This window comes from Companilactobacillus sp., assembly GCF_022484265.1.
In the GTDB taxonomy this organism is placed as follows: Bacteria; Bacillota; Bacilli; order Lactobacillales; family Lactobacillaceae; genus Companilactobacillus.
On the sequence record NZ_JAKVLR010000001.1, the window covers coordinates 392,268 to 418,868 of the forward strand.

The following is a 26,601-nucleotide window of genomic DNA, read 5'->3' on the forward strand; positions in this document are numbered from 1 at the left end:
TTATGTCAGAACCAAAAGAACAACGCTTAGCGCGTGAAATATATGCTGCTGTCGGGGGACCGCAAAACGTTCAAAAATTGATCCATTGTATGACTCGTGTTCGAATGACTATCAAAGATTACGATAAGGTCAATATGGACCAATTAAAGGCAATTGACGGGGTTATTGGCGTCATTGAAGAAGATACGCTTCAAGTGGTCGTCGGTCCTGGTATCGTCAACAAAGTCGCTCAGATCATGGTCGATCAAGTCGGCGTGAAATTAGGAGAAGATTTTCCAACAGATTTAAAGGACGATTCTGCTGAACCTGCAAAATCTGAACATCAAAAAGCTAAAGAAGAAGTTTATCAAAAAGCTGCAGAGGTCAAGGCCGAGCATAAGAAAAATATCAAGCCTTCAAAAACCAAGGCTGTATTGAAATCAATCTCGAACATCTTCGTTCCACTGATCCCCGCCTTCGTCGGTGCTGGTTTAATTGGTGGTATTGCTGCCGTGTTATCAAACTTGATGACCGCAGGAACCATCGGCCAAAACTGGTCTGAATTTATCATGGTACTTAAGGTGATCCAAAATGGATTGTTCGCCTACTTAGCCGTTTATGTTGGTATCAACAGTGCCTCTGAATTTGGAGCTACTCCAGGTCTTGGTGGTATCGTCGGTGCAGTTACTCTATTGACCGGCGTTGATCCAAAAGCTCCATTGACCAATATCTTTGACGGTCAGCCATTAGCTGCTGGTCAAGGTGGTATCATCGGTGTTATTTTTGCAGTCTGGATCCTTTCAATCGTTGAAAAACGACTACATAAGATTATTCCTGATTCGATCGATATTATTGTTACGCCATTTTTATCGCTATTAGTTATTGGCGTTTTCACCATCTTTATCGTCATGCCGATTGCGGGTGTAATTTCTAACTCATTAGTCGGTGCAATTATGTGGGTCTTAAAAGTTGGCGGAGCTTTCTCTGGATTTATTCTGGGACTGTTCTTCTTACCAATGGTTATGCTTGGACTTCATCAGATCTTAACTCCAATCCATATCGAAATGATCGACAAAACAGGTTCAACTTTGTTGCTGCCAATTCTGGCTATGGCTGGTGCTGGTCAAGTTGGTGCTGCCTTAGCCTTATGGGTTCGTTGCCATAAAAACAAGAAATTAACTAACATGATCAAAGGTGCGTTGCCAGTAGGATTTCTAGGAATCGGCGAACCACTGATCTACGGTGTTACTTTGCCACTAGGTCGTCCATTTATTACTGCCTGTATTGGTGGTGGTATCGGCGGTGCTGTCGTAGGTGCCTTTGGAAATGTCGGGGCAATTGCCATTGGACCATCTGGTTTAGCTTTGATCCCATTGATCACCAACGGTCATGTTATGGGCTACATCTTTGGTTTGTTAGCAGCTTATGCTGGCGGATTTGTCGTAACGTACTTCTTTGGCGTTCCTAAAGATGCCAGAAAGGCAACTGAATTAGATTAATGCAAAGCGTCTTATTAAATATTCAGCAATCAAGATCTGACCTCACGAAGACCGAACAGACAATTGCAGATTATATTTTGAAAAATCCGCATTTAGTCATCAAAGACAGCGTCCAGGAACTAGCGTCTAAGATTCCTACTAGTCCAGCCTCAGTGGTCCGATTCAGTCAAAAATTTTGTGGAGACGGTGGCTTCTCTGAACTAAAGATCCGACTCTCCGCCGAATCTGGTCTAGAGACTGAATTATACAAAGAGCTATCTCCAAATGATTCGTTTGAAGAACTGGAAAAAAAGCTATCTTTTCGGATCAATCAATCGATCAGTAAGACTAGCGACATCTTAGACGAATCAGCCTTGGAACAAGCTGTTAAATTACTAGATAATCACGAAACTATCCTAGTATTTGGGATCGGTGCTTCAGCTCTTGCTGCCAAGGATCTGCAACAAAAATTTTTACGGATCGGCAAAACTGTTTTAGTGATGGAAGATGTGCATCTATTAAGCACTACCCTACTAGGGCATCCAAGTTCGACTGCGCTGATCTTGATCTCAAACTCTGGAGAAACCGCCGAAATTATTTCTTCTGCAAGTTTGGCCAAAGAACAAGGCGTTCCGTTGATAGCAATCACACAAGCTTCTCAAAACACGCTAAATTATTTGGCTGACGTCAAATTAGAGACTGACAACAGCACCGAAAACGTTCATTTAAGAAGTGCTGCCACCACTTCATTGATTGCTCAGCTTTACACAGTTGACCTTTTGTACTACCGCTTTTTTGCAAACAGTTACGACAATAACGCAAAGTTAATATCAGCTTCACAAAAATTTATCATGAATAATTTCAGGAGATAATAATTATGGGTTTATTCTCTAAAAAGAAACTTGAAACAACTTTAACAGCCCCAATCGATGGACAATTGATCCCGTTAGAAAAAGTTCAAGATAGCGTTTTTTCACAAAAAATGATGGGCGACGGCTTTGCAGTTGAGCCATCTGATGACAAAATCGTATCACCAGTTTCTGGGACCGTGGAATCGATTTTTCCTACCAAACATGCCTTAATGATTCAATCTAAGCGCGGCTTAGAGATCATGGTGCATCTTGGCATTGATACCGTGGAATTAAACGGCGAGCCTTTTGAGATAGAGGTCAAAAAAGGCGACCAGATCGAACAAGGCTCAGCAATTGGCGAAATGGACATTGATGCGATCAAAGCCAAGCAAAAATTACCAACTGTGATCGTTATCGTTTCAAATATGGATCAAGTTAAAAACATTTCTGAAATCACTCCTGAACAAGTTTCAGCCGGGAAAGATGTCCAAACGATCCAATCAAAATAAGTTATTTAAAAATCGAAAGTGAAGACTTTCGATTTTTTATTGCCATCATTAAGTTGAACAAATGTTCTCATTACCCTAAAATTGAACTATCAACTATCGAGGTTACTTATGACAAAAATACCTTTTATCCCAGGCTTTAATGCTTACTTACGGACTCGACGGATCTCAAAACGAGCACATGATGAGTATTTAAACTCGTTGCACGATTTTTTTGATTATCTAGTCGAACACAATAATCAGTTCAAGGCGACATTAAATGTTGCAAACATTCATGACGGCGATATCGTTTCATACAAGCAATACTTGGAGCATGAGCTTTCATATAGTCCGAGTACTATCAACAAAATTCTCAGTAATTTGAATGTTTATTTTGCCTACCTATTTTCTAATAAGATCACCAAAGAATTTCCAACGCTAAATATTAAAAGCCTGACCGTCGAAAAACAATCGGATTTTCCCACTGATGTATTTATGGATTTGCCAAAATATCTCAACGATATCCACCTGCACATCTACACGAGATTATTGATCTTGATCATTTCAAAGGGCTTTAATTACCAAGAGGCCCTATCCAGCGGATTTTATCAAACGTTCGAACAATTAACTTTTGATAGTGATGAAAAATCATTTTTATCAGAATACCGAGAATTCATTGAACCCTGGCAAAGTTTTTGGGGTACCAAAAATCTCTTTTTGAGTCGCAATAAAGGTGCTCAATCGCCGCTTCTTAGCGTCAGTGCCCTTTATCGAAGCTTGAAGGCAGATAGTGAGAAATTAAATTTGGATCTATCAGCTAAAAAATTATCAACCACCATCGTTTTGATTGCACTGAGCCAAAAACGTCCCAACCAAGAGCAATTAAAAATGATCGATAAATTGGATGCTAATTCGTTGCTCTACTATCGCAGACTGCTTCGGGAAACTGACTTCAAAATTTAACAATCATTTAATTAATAGGCAAGGAAAAATTATTTCATTTGAATTATAATATTGTTATCAATCTCATTAATGAATTTATTTAAGGAGCTCATCTATGTTTAAAAAAGCATTATTAAAATCAATTGCCGTATCAGTCGGACTTGTTAGTCTTTCAATCGTTTCACTGGCCCCTCAAGCCCAAGCTGCTGTCGACCAAAATGAAGCTGAAACTACTAATCAACTTTTTCCAACTGACTATCTGAATAACTTTCTCGACGGCGTGCAAACAAACGTCACTCTGTCTAGTTACGATCTAGCTGATAACGTTGACGGCTATTACCGGACTTACGATCAATTCATGAATGGCGACATGGCTAAGTGGCTCGGTGCTCAAAACGTTGCTTATGCTAAGAGCGTACGTAACAGTTCCCTAGTAAACAGTTTCATGTATCGTGTCAGCCCAAGCGATGACGACTACAATACTTTTTACAACACTACTGTCCCCAATCTGAAAAAAGATGGCGGTACTGCCGAATTAAAACTACAAGTATTGAACAGCGATAATTACAGCCAAGTACTCAAAGAATTGCCAATTACCATTACAGTTCCTGCTCCTGAACAGTTAAATGTTGATTACAGCTCAACTACAACCTATACAAATAATGCTACTAAAAACATTTTTACTAGCACCTACCAATTGCCAAGCTTCACGATTACTGATTCAGCAACAGGCAAATCTTATAAGGCAACTAACATAACGCCAGTCAACAACGTTTATATCGATGGTAAAAAGACGGCATTGACTGATCTGCCAAATAACCTGACTGCTGGAACTTACACACAAAGTATTTACTTTACTGTTGCTGGATTTAACGCAACCCAATTAAAGCAACTTGCAGCTAATTCAAAGATAACTGGCAATAATGGCGACTCAACAATTCGTTACTCAAACGGTCAATTGATCGCTGCCAGAACTATTATCGTTAAATAATCGAAAAGTCGAGCTAAACTCGGCTTTTTTGCTATGACTATAGGAGAATTTCATGAAAAAAATTGCAGTGTACTGTGGAGCAGCCACGGGAAATAATCCCATCTATTTACAAGCAGCAAAAGACTTAGGCCACTGGTTGGTGAAAAATGATTACGGTCTGACTTATGGCGGCGGAAGATTAGGCTTAATGGGTGCCCTAGCTGACACAGTTTTAGAAGACGGCGGATACGTCCACGGGATCATTACCGAGGACTTAGCTAACAAAGAACTAACTCACGACAATCTCAGTGAGATCGAAATCGTCAAGTCGATCGACGAACGTAAAGAAATCATGTTGAAAAACTCAATTGCCAGCGTCGCTTTACCAGGTGGGCCAGGAACATTAGAAGAAATGTCGGATGCCTTCTCCTGGACCAGGATCGGTTTGAACCCTGACCCTTGCATTTATTTGAACATCAATCATTATTACGACCCATTATTAATGATGTTCAATCGCATGGCCAATGAAGGTTTCATTTCGGAAAAAGCGAAGAACACCTTATTATTCACTGAATCATTCGACGTTGCTGGAAAATTTATAAAAAATTACGTGACGCCTGCAAGTAGAAAATATAATGTAAAATAAATATGCGTAATGTTTAACATTGAACTGATTGCGTTTTACTATGAAAGTGTCAGGTAGGTATTGGTGATTTCCCTATTTGACACTCCTTAGATTTCTACTTCGTATCAAAAGTATTGGACTCATCACCAAAACTTTGAAGTGGAGATCCCCCACATTATTGGATAGAAGTATTAAGGGCCAGCAGAGATAATCTGCTGGCTCTTATTTTCTACTCACACTAGCATCTACGATGCGTAGTGTGAGTATACGGCAACGCTGCGGAGCACGTTGGCGATTCCCTGCTTTTAAGCACCTATGGTGCATAGTGCGAGTAAACGGCGATACGCGTAACGTAGTGAAGCCATCGGCGATTACTTGATTTTTTAATGATGATCAACAAAAAACGGACCTAATTCAAAATATGAATTAGGTCCGTTTTGTATAAAATCCCAAGAGTCACGATTATCGGTCGCACTCCTGTCAAATTCGATAGATTAGTTTATAAATGCTGTAAGAACTCCGGCAATTACGACTAGCAATAAACCAGCCAAAACTGCACCCATCTCTTTTTTAGTTTTTCTTTCATGAAGAATGTAAATACCACCAAGTGTGGCTAAGATAACGTTCATTTGTGAAAGAGTGAATCCAGTGGCAAGTCCGTTAACTTCTGGACGAGCTGAGATCAAGTATGTCAAAGCTGCCAATGCAAAGAAGAAACCACTGATAATGTTAGTGTATGAACTCTTTGTTCTGAATGGTTTTGAAGCACGATTGCCTTTTGTAGCAAGTGCAAAGATCGTTGCTGCAACTGCCATACCTAAAGCTTGTGGTAGAAAGGCTTCAAATCCGGTAACTTTAACAGCTTGTGGAAAGGCTGAATATGCAAGGTATCCAATTTCAGCACAGAATACTAATGCTACACCTTTAACTGCATTAGTTCCACCGGCTGATTTTGTTTTTCCTTCAGTGTAAGTAGTGAACCAAACACCGACGATGATCAAAACAATTGCAAAAAATCCAACTGCTAGTGATGACATTCCAAAAGTATTTCCACGCCATTCACCTAGGACGATAACGCCCCATAATGAAGCTCCGATCAACTGGAATCCAGTTGAGATCGGCATGGTTCTTGAAACTCCCATTTCAGTAAATGCATAGAAGACAAAAATTTGTCCGATTGACCATGCCATACCAGAAAGGAATGTGAACAAGAACTCTTTGCCTGTTAACAGAGGCGTCTGCGTGAACAGCGCAACGACAATCGCACCAATCAAAGTACCATATGTCGCACCCAAAATTTGATTTACCGGTTTCCCACCAAAGTAACCAGTAAGTACTGGGAAGACACCCCAACCGATCATTGGTATCAGACCAATTAGTATGTTCGTAATGCTCATTGTATATCCCCTTTATATGTAAAAAGTATCTAAAACACCAAAAATGCTGGGGGTCAAAAAACCACCAGCAGTTTTAATGATATATAGATTATACTAAACGGCTACTTTGTTTTCAATGTAAACGTTTAACATAAGTAAAATTTTTTAATACTTTTTTAGGAAAGTTTTACTAAAACTCGTTGTCCAATGGAGGAACAATTTGCTTCTTACGTGAAACTACTCCAGGTAAGGCAGCCTTGTTGTCAGTAACCTTAGTGTTCAAAGCACTTTCAAATTTAGCAATCGCAGCATCGTCACCAATGATCAAACCTGTTGTGTCACTAGTCATAATGTTTGTGATCAACAATACGAACAAGTTGTAGCCATTTGAACTGTTTTCAGCAGTGATATCCTTAACGAACTCAGCTTCTCTTTCAAGTGTGTGTTCAACATCAACTGTGTTTACTTGAGCAATACGAACTGAGTTTCCATTCATATCAAAGCTCTTAGCATCCATATCGATCAACTCTTGAGTCGACTTGTCGTCAAGGTCTGTACCTGCTTTAAGCATGTCCATACCATATGATTCATAGTCGATACCAGCTGTTTCAGCTAAGCTCTTCAAAGCAGCCTTGTCTTCATCAGTAGTTGTTGGTGATTTTAGTAAAAGTGTATCTGAAATAATAGCAGAAGCCATCAAACCAGCCAAGTTACCAGGGATTTCGATCTTTGATTGGTTGTACATCTTCCAAAGAATTGTGCTTGTGCACCCTAGTGGTTCAGCGTGGTAATACAATGGTGATTCAGTTTGGAAATTAGCAATACGGTGATGATCAACAACGTGTGTAACTTCAAGGTCATCGATATCGTCGAAACTTTGTTGTTTTTCGTTGTGGTCAACTAGCATAACTTTTTTAACTTCGCTACCAGCGGCTGTGACAATACGTGGATAATCGTAGTTAAACTTTTCAAAAACAAATTTTGTTTCCTTGTTAGGTTCGCCTTGAGCAACAGCTTCAGTGTTCATGCCCAATTCGTTTTGATAATGTGAATATGAAATTGCTGCAACAACAGCATCTGTATCAGGACTCTTGTGTCCAACTACTAATTCTTTTTCTTTTGCCATTAATTCAATACTCCTTTATTTTATAAAGATTTTAAGCGATCAATATAGCTCTTCTTGCTTAAGAAAGCATCCCATTCGGTGAAGAATTGCTTGATACGTGGAATCTTGTCCTTATCTTCGTGATAAACAAACGTCAAATCACTCGAAATTGCAGGTTCCAGTGGCGTGCGATAGAACGTGAAGTTGCTTTCATTTGCAATACAAAAACTAGCTGGTAATCCTGTATTGACGCCATCAGAATCTTGAACGAATTTCAATAATTGATAAGGTGAAGAAAATCTTGCTACCACCTTAGGAACATCCACTAATGAGTTCTTGAACTTCTCGGTCATCAGATCTGTGAAATAATATCCACGTAAATATGAGACCCAAGGATTTTCAATTGCTTCTTTGTAAGTAGCTTTGCCCTTCTTAAAAATCTTTTCGTTATTGTGAACCAACATTATCGTATCATTAATAATCTTTTTTGACTTATAAGATTTCCAACTTTTGATGGTATTGTCTGGTAAATACATCACAGCGATATCAATCTTGTTGTTTTGGATCTGATCCCAGATCTCGTTACGTTTCAAGAGGATCAAGTCAATTTCGACATTTGGATTGATTCGATTAAATTCAACGATGAAATCTTCGATTACTTTTGATTCAACTGCAGCGATAATTCCAATATTGATCGTACCAGAACTCTCGGAAGATTTTTGCTGAATTTGATCAGTAACGGTATTTATGACATGAAAAATTTGATGAGTTGCATCTAACAAAATTGAACCAGCATCAGTTAGGTAGATTTTTTTACCGACACTATAAAAGAGCGGTGCACCTACGACCTTTTCAATTTTTTTGATTTGCTGGGTCAAGGCAGGTTGCGTGATACCTAAAGATTGGGCAGTTTTGGTGTAACTCATGTTCTTGGATAATTCGTCAAAATAATTCAGTGCTTTAGAACTAAATACTCGTCGTGCATCTTCATCTAACAAAAAATTTCACTCCCTTCAAACAATCAAATATTAACATTTTCTTATTATAATCATACTATATATAATAAAAAAATTATAGCTTTGCTTATTTATTAATATTGATTTTTTCAAATCTCAATGGGTTGCCGTCGCTGTCCGGATCAAGAATAAATGATCCATTAGAATAACGGTCAGCATCGCTATGGGCTGAGAAATCAATTGCAATATCTTTGTTTTGATCAGTGATCACGTGTAATTCGATATCCGGATTAGTCTTTGTGATCAATTTAATTCTATGTGGCGAGCGTTTCAATTCCCGCAATGTCAATACTCCTCGACGAGCGCGGCTAGTAATCGGGATCTCTGAAAGCTTCATCTGCTTGTATGATCCACGTTGAGTCAGTAGTGCAATCTTATCGTTAGTATCATCAGAATCAGCAATAAAGTAACCTGCAACTTTGTCGTCAGTTTTAAGACTCACGAATTTAACGCCGACAGCTTTACTACCAACAACTGGTATTTCGCTCAATGGGAAGGCTGAAGCATAAGAATGTTCTGTAAAGACAAACAACAGTTTTCGTTCGGCTTCTTCTGGAGCAATGTAATCCACATCGATAACGCTAGTTTCAGGATCTTTAAGTTTGATGTATCGACTTGCCCGAGACTTATAAGTTCTTCCTGGCAAGAGATCTTGGAAGTCAACTTGTTTAACATAGTTGTCATTTGTACCTGTGACAAATGTTCCTGTCTCTTTCAAGTCCTTAAAGATAAATGCCTTGAGTACTGATTCGTCATTAGCCAATCCTACTTCTTGCGATAAATGAGAACCAGTATCTTTCCAGCGACTATCATCGAGCTCAAAAATCTGACGATAAATCAAATTACCTTTATCTGTGAAAATAAAAATATGATTCAACGTGTTAGCTTCAACATCCAAAACTGGATAATCTTCGTCTTTTAGACCATTATCTGATGGATCAGAAGCCATAAATGATCGTTGACTACTACGTTTAACGTAGCCGTCGTGACTGACCAAGACGCGGACGTCCTCACTAGCAACCATGACTTTAGTGTCGACCTTGATCTCATCAACTTTCGCTTCGATCTTCGTGCGACGGTCATCAGCGTAATTATTTTTAACTTCCAGCAATTCCTTTTTGATGACTTTCATCAAAGTTGAATGGTTGTTGATGATCTTATCCAACTTGTTGATCAATGCAGTAAGTTCTTTGTTTTCTTTTTCAAGCTCAGTTACGTCGGTATTCGTTAAACGATAAAGTTGTAGAGATACGATAGCTTCAGCTTGAGGCTCAGTAAATTGATATTCCTTCACCAAATTGTTCTTGGCGTCAGACTTATTTTTGCTGGCACGAATCGTTTTGATGACTTGATCTAAGATCGACAGAGCCTTGATCAGACCTTCAACGATGTGCAAACGTTTCTTAGCTTTATCAAGGTCAAATTTCGAACGACGTAAAACAACGTCTTCTTGATGCTTGATGTATTCTGTCAGCATTTGTACCAAACCGACTTGTTGTGGTCTCATGTCAGCAATCGCAACCATGTTGAAGTTATAAGAGATCTGCAAGTCAGTGTTTTTCAATAAATAATTCAAAATTCCTTGTGCATCGACATCTCGTTTAAGTTCGACTACGATCGACAATCCTTGACGATCACTTTCATCACGAACTTCAGCGATTCCATCGACTTTTTTGAGAACACGCACTTCGTCCATTTTTTTGACCAGCACAGCCTTGTTGACTTCATATGGGATCTCAGTGATCACGATCTGAGACTTGTGTCCACGTAATTCTTGAATTGATGTTTTCGATTTCAAAAATACTTTGCCACGACCGGTTTCATAAGCTTCCTTGATTCCACTGGCACCTTGCAAAATACCTCCAGTCGGAAAATCAGGACCTTTAACGATCTGCATCAAATCTTCTAACGTTGCATCGGGGTCATCAATCAATTTGACTGTTGCATCAATTACTTCGCCTAAATTATGCGGTGGGATTTCTGTAGCATATCCAGCTGAAATGCCAGTAGCTCCATTAACTAATAAATTAGGAAAACGAGCTGGTAATACCTTTGGTTCTTTTTCGGTATCGTCAAAATTCCATTCTTCATCAACGGTGCCCTTATTGATATCTCGTAACATTTCAGCAGAAATTTTACTTAAACGGGCTTCAGTATAACGCATTGCGGCGGGTGGATCACCATCCATCGAACCATTATTTCCGTGCATTTCGATCAATGGTGCACGTAACTTCCAATCTTGGGAAAGTCTGACCATTGCTTCGTAAATAGATGAATCACCATGGGGATGAAAATTACCCATGACGTTACCAACACCCTTAGCGGATTTTCTGAATCCCTTGTCGTAAGTGTTGCCATCTAAAAACATTGAGTACAAAATTCTTCTTTGTACTGGTTTTAATCCATCACGAATGTCCGGCAAGGCACGTTCTTGAATGATGGACTTTGAATATCTCTCAAAACGATCCCCCATAATTTTTTCTAATGGGATGTCTTGGATCTTAGGAGAATTATTTGCCAATATGTATCACCTATTCCTTGTTCAATAAATCATCAACGATCTTGCTGTCCATGTGATCAGTGTCATCGACTTTTTCCAAAATGTTGTCGCCCTCTTCAGTACCGTTAAAGCGGACATTCTTCTCGATCCAATCACGTCTAGGCTTAACTTTATCACCCATCAAAGTCGTTACTCGACGTTCAGCTAAAGCAGCATCGTCGATATTGACTCTGATCAAGATCCTAGATTCTGGATCCATAGTTGTTTGCCATAATTGATCGGCATTCATCTCGCCTAATCCCTTAAATCGTTGTAAGTCGTAACCTTTACCGACCTCTTTAATTGTCTTAGTCAATTCTTCTGGCGTCCAAGCATACTTGATTTGTGTCTTTGCTCCGCGACCCTTTTGAACTTTATAAAGCGGTGGCAGTGCAATGTAAACATGTCCAGCCTCAACTAATGGACGCATGTAACGATAAAAGAAGGTCAACAATAAAATTTGAATATGCGATCCATCGTCATCGGCATCGGTCATAATAATGACTTTATCGTAATTTCGGTCTTCTAATTTGAAGTCAGCACCAACACCTGCACCAATCGTGTAGATCATGGTGTTGATCTCTTCATTTTTATAAATATCTTCCAGCTTGGCTTTTTGAGTATTCAAGACTTTACCACGCAGTGGTAAAATTGCTTGAAATTTTCGATCTCGACCTTGCTTTGCAGAACCTCCGGCAGAGTCACCCTCGACTAAAAAGAGCTCGTTTTTATCGGAGTTTTTAGACTGTGCAGGTGTAAGCTTTCCAGAAAGTAAACCGTCAGTCTTTTTGTTTTTCTTTCCATTTCTGGTCGATTCACGTGCTTTTCTGGCCGCATTACGTGCCTCACGCGCCTTGAGAGCCTTTTTAACTAATGTTTGGGCCTGTTCCCCATTCTCCATCAAATAAAAGCTCATCTGCTCGTATACGAGCTGATCAACGGCGGAACGAGCTTGAGGTGTTCCCAGTTTTCCTTTAGTCTGACCTTCGAATTGGAGAATCTCTTCGGGAATACGCACAGAAATAATAGCAGAGAGTCCTTCACGGACATCGCTACCTTCAAGATTCTTGCTATTTTCCTTGAGCAAACCAACTTTGCGCGCATAGTCGTTAAAGGCTTTTGTCAGACCGGATTTCATTCCGGCTTCATGCGTCCCGCCATCAGCAGTCCGAACGTTGTTTACAAATGAAATAATATTCTCGGAATAGCCATCATTGTATTGGCCGGAGAATTCAATCTCAATTCCAGAATTTTCACCTTCAACGTAGAAAATTCCACCAAGCGTATCCTTATCCTCGTTCAAATATTTAACAAAGGATTGAATTCCATCTTCGTAGTGGAAAATTTCTTCACGAGGTTCCTCGCCACGTTTGTCAGTGATTGTGAATTTAACGCCCTTGAGTAGAAAAGCTGATTCACGCAGACGTTCAGCTAGAGTGTCAAAATTAAATTTAGTCGTTTGAAAAATTGAGGCATCAGGTTTGAAGCTGATAGTTGTTCCACTATCCTCTTTAGTCTTGCCAGTCATTTTAAGGGTGCCAACTGGATGGCCACCATTTTCAAAACGTTCCTGATAAACTTTGTGATCACGAACGACCCGAACAGTCATCCATTCAGACAAAGCATTAACAACTGAAGAACCAACACCATGTAGTCCACCAGAGGTCTTGTAACTATTCTCTGAGAATTTTCCTCCGGCATGAAGGACCGTCAGGATAACCTCGATGGTTGGTTTACCTGAAGAATGCATCCCTGTAGGCATTCCACGACCGTGGTCTACTACTGTGATACTTCCATCAGCGTTGATAGTGACATTGATTTCCTTACCAAATCCTGAAAGAGCCTCATCGACAGCATTGTCGACGATCTCATAGACAAGATGATGCAAGCCGCGTCCATCGGTCGAACCGATATACATACCTGGACGCTTACGAACCGCTTCAAGTCCTTCAAGGATTTGAATTGAAGAATCATCATAAGATGATTTAGGCATTTAAATCATTCCTTTTTCAATAAGCTTAATAACAGTGTTTAATTATAGCATGGATCTGCAAATGTAAAGCAAACATATGTTCATTTTTAATTTCTTATTTTTTATTAATATTCCAGAATTTCCTAATTTATTTTCCAAAAAAGGGTATTATGTTCATTAATGGTTTAATTAGTTTCCAGGATGTACACTTTAGATAAATAAGAAATGAGAGCGTGATTCTATGTTTTTAACTAAACTCTTTATTTGTATAATTCTAGCATACCTGATTGGATCTTTTCCGACCGCTTACATTGTTGGAAAAGTATTCTTCCACAAAAATATTTTTGATTATGGCAGCGGAAATGTTGGAACGACCAATGCCTATCGAGTATTTGGACCGATTGCCGGAACGGTAGTACTGTTTGTCGATATTCTCAAAGGAACCTTGGGAGCATTCTTACCCATCTTCATCGGTTTAGATCGTCCTTGGATGTTGTTTGTGGGATTATTTGCAGTCATTGGCCATGTCTTTTCAATTTTCTTGAAATTCAAGGGTGGCAAGGCTGTGGCAACTAGCGCCGGAATTTTATTAGCCTATAGCCCGATCCCCTTCATAATTTGCTTTTTATGTTTTGCATTGATCGTTTACATTACTAGCATGGTCAGTGTTGCCAGCTTGGTAACTATCGTTGTATTTACTGTTTCATCGCTGTTCATGCACGATTGGATCTTAACTTCCGTGGCCTGCGTGGTCACGGTGATCATTTATGTCAAACATATTCCAAACATCAAGCGACTTCTCAAAGGAAAAGAAAATTTAGTTTCAATTGGATTAGCCTATAAGCGACAGCAACGTAAAGAACAAGAAAAAGACGACCACTAGTTGGTCGTCTTTTTCTGTTATTTAAATGAAATGCTGTAATAAGCTTCAAATGTTTGTTCTGGATCTAAAGTGTTAATACCGTATTTGTTGACTAGTTGATGGTCAGTGTCGATCTTGTCAGCAATGCCCCACCAAGGTTCAATACAAACAAAATCGCCCTTTTCAGGATACTGCGACCAAATGCCAACAAATTTAGCATTTCCGGTATCCAATTGAATTTTTTTATCAGTCAGATCACTTTTAATAGTGATAACTGAAGGTTGGCTCAGACTATAAATGATTGCATCATCGACAAAAGCATCATGAGTTAAAGTAAAATCTTGGTCCTCAACTCTTTGTTCCTGGCTTAGATCAATATTGCTGTCCTTTAAAGCGATTCTCGAACGAGTCTCCTTCGGGTCCAATTCAATCTTAAAGTCCGAATACTGCAAACCTTTGACGAATGGCACTGAAAATCCAGGATGTGCACCAATAGCGAAATACATTTTTTCAGCAGTATCTTTATTCTCTACAATATAGCTGATCTGCAGAGTATCCTTCACCAATTGATAAATTATTTGCAATTTAAAATGGAATGGATAAATCGACAACGTCTCTTCGTCATCGTTTAATTCCAAGACCAACTTATTATCATTTTGAGATGCCAGTGAAAAATCACGATCTCGAGCAAATCCATGCTGCGACATTTCAAATTTTTGATCATTGTAGTAGTAATGATCGCCCTTCAAACGACCAACAATGGGAAATAATACTGGCGCATGACGGTTCCAGATCTCAGGATCAGCCTGCCAAATATATTCATTTTGAGCTTGGTCTTGAATGCTAATGATCTCAGCACCAGCTGATTTTACTTGAATCTTTAAAAAATCATTTTGGACAGTGTATGTTTCCATCATCTTCACCTCTAAAGGATATAACGTGAAAGATCTTTGTCTGAAACAATCTTACCAACTTGTTCTTTGACATATTCACGAGTAATTGTAATGTCGCCCATTTGCATGTCAGGGCCTTCATATAAAATGTCACTCAGAATCTTTTCAAGAACAGTTGAAAGTCTTCTGGCACCGATATTTTGGTTAGTATTATTAAGATCAAATGCTACCTTAGCAATTTCTTCAACGGCCTCTTTAGTAAAGATCAAATTGATACCGTCTGCCTTAGTCAAGGCTACGTATTGCTTGGTCAAAGCATTATCAGGTTTTGTCAAAATTTGAACGAAGTCGTCTTCTGTCAAATCTTGCAACTCGACACGAATTGGGAAACGACCTTGAAGCTCAGCAATCAAGTCGCTAGGCTTGCTCTCGGCAAAGGCACCTGAAGCAATAAATAGAATATGGTCAGTTCTTACTGCACCATATTTAGTATTAACTTGAGAACCTTCAACGATTGGCAAGATATCACGTTGAACACCCTCACGAGATACTTCACCAGAAGTACGTTTGTCGCCAGGTGCAATTTTATCGAACTCATCGATAAAGATGATTCCATTATTCTCAGTACGGTCGATCGCACCTTGATAAATTTCATCATGATCAACACGTTTAGCTGATTCTTCACGGATCAAGACTTCACGAGCTTCTTTAACGGGTAAAGTTCTTGAGATCATCTTCTTAGGAATCAAGTTATCCATCATTGAACTCATGTCAATGCCCATTTGTTGCATTTGGTCGTTCATTGGTGCTTTACGAGATTCCTCAACTTGGATCGTAACCTCTTTATCTTCAAGAAGGCCCTTGTCCAATTGTTCCTTGATCGACAAACGTTGGTTTCTGATATCATCAGTAACATCGCGTCCTTCATCAGGATCATCGTTACCGGCTTGGTCGCCGGTATGAAGCATGTCGCCAAGATTTGAAGCGTTGCCCATATTAGTTAGCATTGACATGAAATCGTTCATGCCGTTTTCTTGTTTAGTTTCCTTTTTAATGGCAGGTACCAACAATTTAACTAACTTCTTATCGACTTTACGTTTGACCTCTGGTCTGATCTCAGCGTATTTTTCGTCTTCTTCCATCGTGACAGCGACGTCCATCAAATCACGGACCATAGATTCAACATCACGACCAACATAACCGACTTCTGTAAACTTAGTGGCTTCAACTTTAACGAATGGAGCATGAACAACTTTTGCCAATCGGCGAGCGATTTCTGTTTTACCAACACCAGTTGGTCCGATCATCATTAGGTTCTTAGGTGTAATTTCTTTTTGCATTTGGTCAGGAACTTGCATACGGCGGTATCTATTATACAAAGCTATGGCAACCGCGCGCTTGGCATCGCCTTGGCCAATGATATATTTGTCTAGTGCTTCAACAATTTGTTTTGGAGTTAGATTTTCCATTTATGAGTCTCCTCTAGAATTTGTCTGTAATGATATTTGTATTAGTGAAAATATCGATTCCTGAAGCAATATTTACGCCTTCACGTGCAATATCTTCAGCAGTCATATCCTTAGCATGTCTTTGCATAGCAACTGCGGCAGCTTGTGCAAAGTTACCACCCGAACCGATTGAAATAACATCTTCATCTGGTTCGATAACTTCTCCACTACCAGAAATTAGTAAAACAGTGTCTTTATCTAATGCAATCAACATTGCTTCTAACTTTTGCAATTGTGGATCTTTACGCCAGTCTTGGGCTAATTCAACTGCGGCACGTTTAAGATTTCCAGAGTAAGCCTTTAATTTCTTTTCCAACCAATCTTGAAGAGTGATAGCGTCAGCAACCCCTCCCGCAAATCCGATGATTACTTGGTCATCGAAAATACGTCTGATTTTATGTGCGCTACCCTTCATGATGAACTTTTCACTCAATGTTACTTGTCCATCACCAGCAATAGCAGTTTTTCCATTATGCTTTACAGCTAAAATTGTTGTCATAAAACTATCCTCTCTTATCTAGGAAAATATTTCTTATAGTCTTTTTGTAAATGCTCCATAGTTACATGCGTGTAGATCTGCGTGGTTGACAGACTAGAATGGCCGAGCATTTCTTGAACCGTCCGTAAGTCTGCACCGTTATCTAAAAGATGCGTTGCAAACGTATGACGGATCATATGGGGATGTATATCCGCAGTCAAACTAGTCTTTTTAATGATCTTATCTAAAATATATTCAATTCCTCGACTCGTGATCTGTTTACCACGGTTATTAATAAAAACAAAATCGTGATCTTGTTCATACTTATTCATGATAACTTTACGAGCGTCTTGAAAATATTTCTGTAAAGCAGTCTGAGCATATTCGCCAAAGGGAACGTAGCGATCTTTGTCACCTTTACCGTGAATCAAAACGACCCCGTTAGCAAAGTCCAGCTGCGACATGGTCAAATTAGCACATTCGCTAACACGCATCCCTGTCGCATATAACAATTCTAACAAAGCTGAATCCCTTTGTGAAAGAAGATCGTCACCTTTGACTGCTTCAAAAAGCTGTTTCATTTCATTTTCATAAAAAAATCTTGGTAATTTTCTTCCCTTGCGACGAAGTTGAACTAGTTCAAAGGGATTCTTCGTCAAAAAATTGTTTCTGACTAAGTAATTATAAAAGGAACGCAACGACGAGATTCGACGAGCAATCGTGTCGTCAGAATATTCTTGTTCATCCATAAAAGTCAGATAAGTTTCAACGTCGAATCGATTTACAACTGAAAATCCCTGAAAACCTCCATTTTGGTCCAATGCATGGACAAAATTATTGATGTCTTCTAAATAAGATTTCTTAGTATCATCAGAATAATGACGGTTGATCACTAAGTAATCAATGTACTTATCGACTAGATCTTGTTCGATCATTATTTTTGAACTGCCTCTTCATAATCTCCGTTAGGACAAATAACTTGGCGTCCACCTTTAACTTTCTTTTCAACTAAGTAATGTTGATCCTTAGGACAATTTCTACCGACTGGCTTGTCCCATGAAACGAAGTCGCAGTCAGGATATCTGGAACAACCGTAAAAAATTCGATTCTTCTTTGATTTTCTTTCAATGACTTGACCCTTTTTACACTTAGGACAAACTACGCCGATCTCTTTAACGATTGGTTTAGTATTACGACAGTCTGGAAATCTTGAACAAGCGTAAAACTTACCGTAGCGACCAAGTTTGATGACCATGGGTGCACCACAGATATCGCAATCGATACCAGCCGGTTCATCTTTGATCTGAACTTTTTCAATTTTATCTTCAGCAGATTTCAATTCTTTTTCAAAAGGTTTGTAATAACGGTCAACTACTTTGACCCAATTTTCCTTGCCTTCTTCAATGTTATCCAACTCATCTTCAAGATTAGCCGTGAAGTCGACGTTAACGATATCAGGGAAATAATCTTGGATCAAATTATCAACAATTCCACCTAGTTCAGTCGGTTCAAAGCTTTTACCATTTAATTTAACGTAATAACGTCTTTGGATAGTATCAATAGTAGGAGCATAAGTTGATGGACGACCCACGCCGTTTTCTTCCAAAGCCTTAACTAATGAAGCTTCGGTATATCTTGCAGGTGGCTGCGTGAAATGTTGCGAAGGGTCGTTAGATTGTAGCTTAACTTTGTCGCCTTCTTGTAGGTCAGGCAAGATGTTATCCTTACTATTTGATTCAGCTGTACTTTGATAAACTTTACGATATCCTTGGAATTTCATCTTTGAACCATTGGCTCTAAACATGACGTCATTTTGAGTAATATCGACTGACATCGTATCGAATACGGCTGGTGTCATTTGACTGGCAGCAAATCTAGACCAGATCAAATCGTACAAGCGATATTGATCACGTGTCAGAATATCTTTCAAAGATTTTGGTGTCCTATAAATGGATGAAGGTCTAATAGCTTCATGGGCATCTTGGGCGCCTTCTTGGTTCTTATCTTTACGCATCTTAACTGCTGCAAATGGTTCGCCATATTCTTCATGAATAAATTGCGAAGCCTCGTGGACAGCCACTTTTGAGATACGCTTTGAATCAGTACGCATGTATGTGATCAGTCCTACAGTTCCCTCTTTTTTGCCGAGGTTGATTCCTTCATATAATTGCTGAGCGATCATCATGGTTTTTCGCGTTTTGAAGTTCAATTTACGGTTAGCCTCTTGTTGCAAAGAACTAGTCGTAAATGGTGCAGCAGGGAATCTCTTACGTTCTTTCTTGGTAACTTTTTCAACATCAAAGTCAGCCTTTTTATCGATCTTGCCTAAAACTTCTTGAACCTTGTCGTTGTTAGGTAGATCCATCTTTTTATGGTTAAGTCCATAAAAATTAGCTTTGAATTTTTCTTTATCATGTTTAAAAATCGATTCGATCGTCCAATATTCTTCAGGAACGAACTTCTTGATCTCATTTTCGCGTTCGATCACTAATTTCAAGGCAATCGATTGAACACGTCCAGCACTAAGCCCTTTTTTAACTTTAGCCCAAAGAATTGGTGATATTGAATATCCCACCAATCTATCTAGGACACGACGTGCTTGCTGGGCATCAACTAAGTTCATGTCAATGCTTCTAGGACTCTTGAATGCTTGTTTAACTGTATCTTTAGTGATTTCGTTAAAAACCACACGATTCTTTCCATCAACATCTAATCCGAGTAGATGTGAAACATGCCAGGCAATTGCCTCGCCTTCACGATCCGGATCGGCTGCCAGATAAACACGTTTGGCTTTTTTGGCTTCTTTTTTGAGGTCCTTAATAACAGGACCCTTTCCACGGATGGAAATATACTTAGGCTCGTAGTCGTGTTCGACATCGACACCCATTTGACTCTTTGGCAGATCACGCACGTGACCTAAACTAGCAACTACGTGGTAATTTCTACCGAGGTATTTCTCAATGGTCTTTGCTTTGGATGGTGATTCTACGATCACCAGATTTTTTGATGATGGCACGTAGTGTGCTCCTTTCTGTATAACAATTGGCTCGTTTAAGAAAACTGAACTAATATTAATTATCAATTATTGTTTTGTCAATCAAATAATACATTTAATTTGAATTTTTCGGAAGCGTTTCCTAAATTTCAGTAAAATTGATCAAGGGAATTGCCCCTTGTTGGATCAAATGATTGCATCCTACTGAAAGACTGGAATCGATCGGACCGGGAATGGCATAAACATCTCGATTGGAATCAAGTGCCATTTCAGCGGTTATCAACGCACCCGAGCGATTTTTGGCTTCTGTAATAACAACTTTATCGCTCAAACCAGCAATGATCCGATTACGCTGGGGAAAATGCCAACGATTGATCTTGCTCCCTGGTGGATATTCTGACAGCAATAAACCAACTTCGGAAATTTTTTTCTGAAGCTGTTTATTTTCCGCCGGATAACAGACATCTAATGAACTGCCAATTACAGCAATGGTCTTGCCAGAATTATCCAGGGTCGCTTGGTGGGACCAGGAATCTACGCCTTTTGCTAGCCCGCTTACAACAGTATACCGACCAGTAATTTTTGGCACAAGTCCCCGAATGCAACGGCGACTGTACTCGCTCGCATTCCTAGAACCAACAATAGCCAAACACGGCGTTAAAAGCAAATTTTTATTTCCTCGATAAAACAAAAGTGCCGGCGGATTGTATATATTTCTCAACTTTTCTGGATAGCTTGGGTCTAAAAAAGTAATTGCTGAAATATTCATTAAGTCCGTCTTACTAAATAATAGAAGAAACTGGTTAAACTTCTGCGGACCTAATAAATCTGCCACAAATTTTAATGCATCCGACTCAAAGTGGGCAGATTCCAAATAAAATTTGATAATTTTTAGCATTTGCTGATTTGATACTTGCCGTGTTAAGCGACATCTAGTCAAAAATTCTGTTAATTTATCCATAAAAAAACCACCTTCGTAATTACAAATTACGTAAGTGGTGTTTGATATGACTTATGAATATTTTTGACTGGAGCGAAACTTTCCCGATGGATCGAAGTCTTGCCATATTTTTCTAGGGCATCTAAATGCTTACGAGTACCGTAGCCATCATTATGAATAAAATCGAATTCAGGATAGATACGATCGTATTCTTGCATCAATCTATCACGTGCCACTTTGGCAACAATACTAGCAGCACCGATGGTTAACGATTTAGAATCCCCCTTGATCAACTTGGTCTGAGAAACATTGACCGGTATAGTCATCGCGTCAACTAATATATGACTTGGTTTTAAGTATAAATTATTGATTGCATCTGCCATGACTAATTCCGTCGCATGATAAATATTTTCGGTGTCGATCAAGCGTGGTGAACCTACAGCTACGCTGATATCAATCGCTTGTTGACAGATCAGCTTATACAATTCATTTCGTTTAGCAATCGATAGTTTTTTCGAATCATCGACTTCATATAGCGTATTATCAGGCGGTAAAACTACCGCTGCTGTGACAACTGGTCCAGCTAAAGGTCCACGTCCAACTTCATCGACCCCAGCAACGTACTGACCACGTTCCCAGTAAGGATGCTCAAGATGTTCTTTTTGATGAAATTTCTCAATCAATTGCTGTTTAGCGACTATTTTTTTTTGATAAGCAACCAACAGCTTTTGGACGCCTTTGCGTTCATCAGCTGCTAATTCTTCTAAAATATCATCATTAACGTCTTGTTTTAATAAATCTTTTATTTCGGAGATGGTCCGACTATTCTTCATAAAACTCTCCAGGCACATCGAATGTCAATCGACCGAATTTGAGATTTCTCACGTCCATGATAATTTTTCTGGAAGCTCGATCATAATCTTCTTTGTAGCCAAATTTTTTCGTTAAGTTCATCAACAATTCTGGTGTCGTATGATTAAAAATATCGGCTCTTTCAAGATTATAAACTGACATTACTCGTTCCAAATAATTAGTTTCCAAGAAATTCAAGGCAAATATTGCTACATCATCTGGTGGATAGATCTTATCCTTGATAGCTCCAGACAATGCCAATTTCATACCAACCTTTGGATCTGTAATTTTAGGCCATAAAATACCAGGGGTATCTAGTAAGTCGATTCCATAATTGGTTTTAAGCCAATTTTGATTTTTGGTAACACCGGGTTTATTACCGGTAACGGCAACATTTTTCCCAACCATTTTATTCAGGATCGTCGACTTACCAACATTAGGTATCCCCACGCACATCGCCTTGATCTGATAATTCTTGACTCCGTTACGTTCATACTTGGCGATTTTTTCGGATAATTCTGAACGGATCATAGCATTCAAATGCGCTAATTTATTGTCGTGTTTAGCATCAGATTCAATTGAGGCCGTTCCCTCTTGTTTAAAATTCAAGATCCAATCAGATGTTAACTTAGGATCTGCTAAATCAGATTTGTTTAAAATAATAATGTGCTTTTTCTGATTGATGATTTGTTCCAAGACCGGATTCCGCGACGAATAAGGCAGACGAGCATCAACTATTTCTAAGACGATGTCGACCACTTTGAGCCGGTCTTGAACTTGATTTTTTGCTTTGTTCATATGTCCTGGATACCACTGTAGGGCCATATTTATCACCTATTTTCTGTCTATGTCTTTGTACTTAGCATACGCTTCGTCAAAAATGGTCATCGAAGGTAGATAACCGGCATTTAGTTCCAAATATTCGGAGATTTTCTCATAATCTTGCTCCTGCTTTGGAAACGATTGATCATGAAATGCGTTGTTGGCAAATTCTGCCTCTGGTTCGACACTTTCTGGATTGCGAAGCGTCATTAAAAATTGATAAAAACTTCTTTTCATTTTATTCCTCGTTTGAGTTACTGGTCGTCAGTCATTTTCTTATTCATGACATTAAAGACTAGTTGGTCATTTTTCAGATCGATCTTCTTTGCTCTAAGACTGTATCCCTCTTTGGTAGTAAACTTAGTAAATTTCAATAAAATCGTTTTATCGTTGCTGTTAACATCGACCCAATTGGGAATCTTAAAGCTATTTTTAGCATAGTTCATTACAAATTTAATTGGTAGCGATAATGCCCCAACCTTGATCCTTTTTGCCTTCAATAAGACATCGCCATTAGTTTTTGCATATGGTTCCATTTCCAGATCGAAGTGGATCTTGGAACCTAAGAAGGCGATTTGGCCAGACATGACAGCATCTTTTTTCAATTTGAAACTGTATTGAGCCTTGCCGTTATTTAAGGTGTGCTTCAAATAATACTCCGCCATTTGATTGGCTTGTCTCTTGTCCATATTGACGGTGAAAACTTGTTGACTCTTGGGTTCCATGGTCGAACTGACTTTATAAGTCTCATTAGGAGCGCTGAAAATCTTGGCACTCAACAGACCGCCAAATACGATCAAAATCGTTAATAATGTTAAAAAAGCATACATCCAATAGTTTCTTTTTTTCATATGATTACTTCACTAGCCACTCTTTCTTGGTATTTTGTACTTGTTCAAAAATTTTATTTGTCATCATATCATATCCGGTTGCATTTGGATGGAAATGATCGTCATTTGATAAATAGGGGTTGATCCCAGTTTTTTCAGCTTTTTTATCAGCATATTTAGTCTGGTATAGGCTATTGATATCAACGTAATAAGTATCATTTACTGTATTTGCAACATCTTGAGTGCCTTTGCCCCAATTGATAAAGGCAGTTTTAGCATCTTTAACGTTAGACAAATAAATACTGAAGGGATTATAAATACCAACTAAGTAAATCGGTGCGTTGGCATTATAATGACGGATATCAGCTAATAAGACGCCTAATCTTTGATCGAACGCTTCTTGTTCAGTTGCGATATCTTTTTCAGTCAGATCCATGCCCTTCTTTTTGAGCAAATGCATAAAGTCGTTTCCACCGACTGTGACCGTAATAATGTCAGCTTTTGGCAAAGCGTCGTGAATCTTTTGGTCAAATGAGATGCGGTCAATTATCTGGCTGCTAGTGTTTCCTGAAACCCCAAAATTATCCGAAGTAGCTTTAACATTATATGTCGAGGCAACTTTTCTTTGTAATCTAGTTACATATCCGCCACCGACTGATTTAGAATCGCCGATTCCTTCGGTCAACGAGTCGCCAATGGCGACAATTGAAATATTTTTCTTAGTTGGAACGACTTTTTTCTTCTGACTAACTTTCTTAACGTCTTGTTCTTTTTTGGTAGTAATTTTGGTTTTTTCGGTAGTTAACTCAGAACTACCTGGTCCTTTAGTAAAGTAATATCCACCGCCTACTGCTAATAAAATAACGACGACTAGGATACTAATGATCCATAATTTCTTTTTTCTCATAATAAATCCAATCTTTCAAAAAAAGCTGATGATAAACATCAGCTTTTACTCGGTATAAAATTCAATTGCAAATGCTCCAGAACCCGCGTGGGTCGCAATTACAGGACTCGTAACCCGAATCAACAATGGCACATCCGGTACTATTTCTTGAAGCTGTGCCTTCAACTCGTTTACGTAATCCATACTGTCAACATATGAAATACCAATAGCTTTAATATTTTTCAGTTCTTTGATCTCGGCCATGACATTTTTCATATACTTCTCGATTGTCTTGCGTCCGCGCCCACGTTTAGCAATATCCAAACTGTTATTCTTTAATGTTAACACGAGGTTCAAATTCAAAAGCGTTGATAATGTTCCCGCAAAACGACTTAATCTGCCGCCACGAAGGATATTTTCAATACTCGTAACTCCCATATAGAGATATGTATGATCATGAACATTATTTATTGCTTCTTTGATTTCGTCAACTGATTTGCCTGCTTTGGCCAATTTAGCAGCTGTCAAAACCTGAAATGCCAACGCACGATCAGTAAATTGAGTGTCAATAGCTTCAAAATTTCGATCTGTCATCGTACTGACTTGACGTGCAGCGTTGATAGTCCCGCTGATAGCTTCAGTCATGTTCAATGAAAGAATGTCGGTATAATCATCAGGAACTGCATCGATCACTTCCATAAATGTTCCAATCGACGGTTGGGAAGTTTTGGGCAATTCTTTTGATGAATCCATTTCTTTGACAAACTCCGTACGTGAAATATCAACACCATCTGTGTATGTATTACCATCGATCTCGATTGTCAAAGGAACAACACCAATATTGTTTTCTTTAATTTCTTCTTCAGTCAACTGAACTGAAGAATCAGTGATAATTTTAACCTTGCTCATATTCTCCCTCTTTCATAGGGTTTTCATTGATTGATTGTTTAAATTATACCAGATTTGTACATAATGTATTAACTTTACGATAAAGTATTATTATGGAATTAAACAAATTGAAAGACGGTAATCATTTTGAATAACAAAAGTGTCCAAAAAAATAATCCATCCAAAAAGTTTACTAAAAAATATCGAATTTTAAATGAGATTTTCAGTGCCGTCACGCACGGTATTGGAATCGTACTTGCAATAATTGCAGCCGTATTTTTGCTGATCAAAGGATTTAAAACTGGCAATCCACTGACAATTACAGCATTTTTCATTTATGCATTCACATTATTTTTCTTATATTTGAGTTCGACGCTTTTTCATAGCTTATATTTTACTAAGGCAAAGGGCGTCTTTCAAATATTCGACCACAGTTCAATTTTTCTCATGATTGCCGGAACCTACACGCCTTATTGCCTCGTAGCACTAAAAAGTTCCGCCTTTGCGATCACCCTATTATCGATTATTTGGGCTTTAGCAATCGGCGGAATACTTTATAAGATATTTAACGTTGGGCGATTTAAGTATTTCGAAACCTTACTGTACGTCCTGATGGGCTGGGCAATCGTCATTGCCATGAAGCCACTGTATAGTGCCATTGGCGCGACTGGAACCTGGCTTTTGATCTTTGGTGGCATTGCATTTACACTCGGCGCTGGCGTTTACTTGATCAAAAATTTAAAATTCGTTCACGTCATTTGGCACGTGTTCGTAATGATTGGTACAGCCTTAATGTATTTCTCAGTTTACTTCTACGTTGGTTAAACGCTGATAAGTTTCGAAGGTATATGGATAAAGATTTTTCGCATCCATGGTACCTTCTTTTTTTTCGACCAATTTAAAGTCTTTGTAGTCGATCTCAGACATTTTCGTATCGCCAGAAAACTCATGGTGGATCTTGGTCACGTACAAGGTGTCGACATCGTCTTTAAACATTTCAAAAATACCCTTGCCGCCGATCACCATGATCTTATCATCAGGGTCAACGTGATCATAAAGCTCGGACTTTGAGTTGATCAAAATAGCCGGCTGTTTCACCTGGTAATTTTGATCTCTAGAAACGACGATATTTAATCGATTAGGCAATGGACCATTTGGAAAGCTCTCAAAAGTCTTTCGTCCCATCACGATCGTATTTCCAGTAGTCAAATCTTTGAAACGTTTCATATCGTTTGGCAAGGACCATGGCAAGTGTCCATCGATGCCAATATTGTGCTGTGTATCTTCTGCCCAAACAAATCCTATCATT

At 38.9% G+C, this 26,601-nt stretch carries 26 protein-coding genes; 8 read left to right on the forward strand and 18 right to left on the reverse strand.

From position 1 onward, the window contains the following. The first annotated feature begins 2 nt into the window (after window positions 1-2). The 6 genes from LKF16_RS02005 to LKF16_RS02030 all read left to right on the forward strand — a co-directional run bounded on the left by LKF16_RS02005 (window position 3) and on the right by LKF16_RS02030 (window position 5,351). On the forward strand, window positions 3-1,478 hold the full coding sequence (locus LKF16_RS02005; protein WP_291468174.1) for a PTS transporter subunit EIIC: 1,476 nt from the start codon (window positions 3-5) through the stop codon (window positions 1,476-1,478). Further along, a complete protein-coding gene (locus tag LKF16_RS02010; protein ID WP_291468176.1) occupies window positions 1,478-2,329 on the forward strand; it encodes a MurR/RpiR family transcriptional regulator in 852 nt (283 codons plus the stop codon). The genes LKF16_RS02005 and LKF16_RS02010 overlap by 1 nt, the downstream gene beginning before the upstream one ends. 5 nt (window positions 2,330-2,334) lie before the next feature. After that, the gene (locus LKF16_RS02015) at window positions 2,335-2,817 is read left to right on the forward strand and encodes a PTS sugar transporter subunit IIA (RefSeq protein WP_291468178.1); all 483 of its coding nucleotides are present in this window, start codon (window positions 2,335-2,337) and stop codon (window positions 2,815-2,817) included. 108 nt (window positions 2,818-2,925) lie between these two features. Then, a complete protein-coding gene (locus LKF16_RS02020) occupies window positions 2,926-3,756 on the forward strand; it encodes a phage integrase N-terminal SAM-like domain-containing protein (protein WP_291468180.1) in 831 nt (276 codons plus the stop codon). Window positions 3,757-3,850: 94 nt separating this feature from the next. Continuing rightward, window positions 3,851-4,726, forward strand: a complete 876-nt coding sequence (locus tag LKF16_RS02025; protein WP_291468182.1) for a hypothetical protein — start codon at window positions 3,851-3,853, stop codon at window positions 4,724-4,726. A gap of 52 nt (window positions 4,727-4,778) precedes the next feature. Further along, window positions 4,779-5,351: a TIGR00730 family Rossman fold protein gene (locus tag LKF16_RS02030; protein ID WP_291468184.1), complete on the forward strand. Its 573-nt coding sequence runs from the start codon at window positions 4,779-4,781 to the stop codon at window positions 5,349-5,351. A gap of 473 nt (window positions 5,352-5,824) precedes the next feature. Here the strand turns inward: LKF16_RS02030 and rbsU are convergent, their stop codons facing one another. The 5 genes from rbsU to parE all read right to left on the reverse strand — a co-directional run bounded on the left by rbsU (window position 5,825) and on the right by parE (window position 13,359). Continuing rightward, a complete protein-coding gene (gene rbsU / locus LKF16_RS02035; RefSeq protein ID WP_291468186.1) occupies window positions 5,825-6,727 on the reverse strand; it encodes a ribose/proton symporter RbsU in 903 nt (300 codons plus the stop codon). Window positions 6,728-6,896: 169 nt separating this feature from the next. Next, window positions 6,897-7,832, reverse strand: a complete 936-nt coding sequence (locus tag LKF16_RS02040; RefSeq protein ID WP_291468188.1) for a manganese-dependent inorganic pyrophosphatase — start codon at window positions 7,830-7,832, stop codon at window positions 6,897-6,899. Between the two features lie 20 nt (window positions 7,833-7,852). Beyond that, window positions 7,853-8,809, reverse strand: a complete 957-nt coding sequence (locus tag LKF16_RS02045) for a LysR family transcriptional regulator (protein ID WP_291468190.1) — start codon at window positions 8,807-8,809, stop codon at window positions 7,853-7,855. Window positions 8,810-8,894: 85 nt separating this feature from the next. Next, on the reverse strand, window positions 8,895-11,348 hold the full coding sequence (gene parC, locus LKF16_RS02050; RefSeq protein ID WP_291468192.1) for a DNA topoisomerase IV subunit A: 2,454 nt from the start codon (window positions 11,346-11,348) through the stop codon (window positions 8,895-8,897). Window positions 11,349-11,358: 10 nt separating this feature from the next. After that, the gene (gene parE / locus LKF16_RS02055) at window positions 11,359-13,359 is read right to left on the reverse strand and encodes a DNA topoisomerase IV subunit B (RefSeq protein ID WP_291468194.1); all 2,001 of its coding nucleotides are present in this window, start codon (window positions 13,357-13,359) and stop codon (window positions 11,359-11,361) included. Window positions 13,360-13,579: 220 nt separating this feature from the next. Between parE and plsY the strand changes: the two genes are divergently transcribed. Continuing rightward, entirely contained in the window at window positions 13,580-14,221 is a 642-nt protein-coding gene (plsY, locus tag LKF16_RS02060; RefSeq protein ID WP_291468196.1) for a glycerol-3-phosphate 1-O-acyltransferase PlsY, read from the forward strand. A 17-nt stretch (window positions 14,222-14,238) separates the two neighbouring features. Here plsY and LKF16_RS02065 read toward each other — a convergent pair whose 3' ends face one another. The 12 genes from LKF16_RS02065 to LKF16_RS02120 all read right to left on the reverse strand — a co-directional run bounded on the left by LKF16_RS02065 (window position 14,239) and on the right by LKF16_RS02120 (window position 25,313). Beyond that, window positions 14,239-15,117: an aldose 1-epimerase family protein gene (locus LKF16_RS02065; protein WP_291468198.1), complete on the reverse strand. Its 879-nt coding sequence runs from the start codon at window positions 15,115-15,117 to the stop codon at window positions 14,239-14,241. An 8-nt stretch (window positions 15,118-15,125) separates the two neighbouring features. Continuing rightward, window positions 15,126-16,562 (reverse strand): ATP-dependent protease ATPase subunit HslU, encoded by a 1,437-nt coding sequence (hslU, locus tag LKF16_RS02070; protein ID WP_291468200.1) that lies wholly within the window; start codon window positions 16,560-16,562, stop codon window positions 15,126-15,128. Between the two features lie 13 nt (window positions 16,563-16,575). Continuing rightward, window positions 16,576-17,100 (reverse strand): HslVU peptidase proteolytic subunit, encoded by a 525-nt coding sequence (hslV, locus tag LKF16_RS02075; RefSeq protein WP_291468202.1) that lies wholly within the window; start codon window positions 17,098-17,100, stop codon window positions 16,576-16,578. A gap of 14 nt (window positions 17,101-17,114) precedes the next feature. Then, window positions 17,115-18,014: a tyrosine recombinase XerC gene (gene xerC, locus LKF16_RS02080; protein ID WP_291468203.1), complete on the reverse strand. Its 900-nt coding sequence runs from the start codon at window positions 18,012-18,014 to the stop codon at window positions 17,115-17,117. Further along, the gene (topA, locus tag LKF16_RS02085) at window positions 18,014-20,095 is read right to left on the reverse strand and encodes a type I DNA topoisomerase (RefSeq protein WP_291468204.1); all 2,082 of its coding nucleotides are present in this window, start codon (window positions 20,093-20,095) and stop codon (window positions 18,014-18,016) included. The genes xerC and topA overlap by 1 nt, the downstream gene beginning before the upstream one ends. A gap of 121 nt (window positions 20,096-20,216) precedes the next feature. Next, a complete protein-coding gene (dprA, locus tag LKF16_RS02090) occupies window positions 20,217-21,035 on the reverse strand; it encodes a DNA-processing protein DprA (RefSeq protein ID WP_291468206.1) in 819 nt (272 codons plus the stop codon). Window positions 21,036-21,061: 26 nt separating this feature from the next. Next, on the reverse strand, window positions 21,062-21,847 hold the full coding sequence (locus LKF16_RS02095) for a ribonuclease HII (RefSeq protein WP_291468208.1): 786 nt from the start codon (window positions 21,845-21,847) through the stop codon (window positions 21,062-21,064). After that, window positions 21,837-22,691 carry a ribosome biogenesis GTPase YlqF gene (ylqF, locus tag LKF16_RS02100; RefSeq protein WP_291468210.1) on the reverse strand — a complete coding sequence of 285 codons (855 nt, stop codon included), beginning with the start codon at window positions 22,689-22,691 and terminating at the stop codon, window positions 21,837-21,839. Before ylqF ends, LKF16_RS02095 begins: the two co-directional genes overlap by 11 nt. 9 nt (window positions 22,692-22,700) lie before the next feature. Further along, window positions 22,701-22,925 (reverse strand): YozE family protein, encoded by a 225-nt coding sequence (locus LKF16_RS02105; RefSeq protein WP_291468212.1) that lies wholly within the window; start codon window positions 22,923-22,925, stop codon window positions 22,701-22,703. A gap of 17 nt (window positions 22,926-22,942) precedes the next feature. Continuing rightward, complete coding sequence (locus LKF16_RS02110) at window positions 22,943-23,539, reverse strand: YpmS family protein (RefSeq protein WP_291468213.1); 597 nt, start codon at window positions 23,537-23,539, stop codon at window positions 22,943-22,945. 4 nt (window positions 23,540-23,543) lie between these two features. After that, the gene (locus tag LKF16_RS02115) at window positions 23,544-24,425 is read right to left on the reverse strand and encodes a DUF459 domain-containing protein (protein ID WP_291468215.1); all 882 of its coding nucleotides are present in this window, start codon (window positions 24,423-24,425) and stop codon (window positions 23,544-23,546) included. A 45-nt stretch (window positions 24,426-24,470) separates the two neighbouring features. Next, window positions 24,471-25,313: a DegV family protein gene (locus LKF16_RS02120; protein WP_291468217.1), complete on the reverse strand. Its 843-nt coding sequence runs from the start codon at window positions 25,311-25,313 to the stop codon at window positions 24,471-24,473. Window positions 25,314-25,439: 126 nt separating this feature from the next. On the opposite strand from LKF16_RS02120, the gene trhA reads away from it, so the two are divergent. Next, window positions 25,440-26,117: a PAQR family membrane homeostasis protein TrhA gene (gene trhA / locus LKF16_RS02125; protein WP_291468219.1), complete on the forward strand. Its 678-nt coding sequence runs from the start codon at window positions 25,440-25,442 to the stop codon at window positions 26,115-26,117. Here trhA and LKF16_RS02130 read toward each other — a convergent pair. Continuing rightward, window positions 26,094-26,600, reverse strand: coding sequence for a dihydrofolate reductase (locus LKF16_RS02130; RefSeq protein WP_291468221.1), 507 nt, complete (start codon window positions 26,598-26,600; stop codon window positions 26,094-26,096). The two genes, trhA and LKF16_RS02130, sit on opposite strands and share 24 nt — an antisense overlap. Between the last annotated feature and the right edge of the window lies 1 nt (window position 26,601).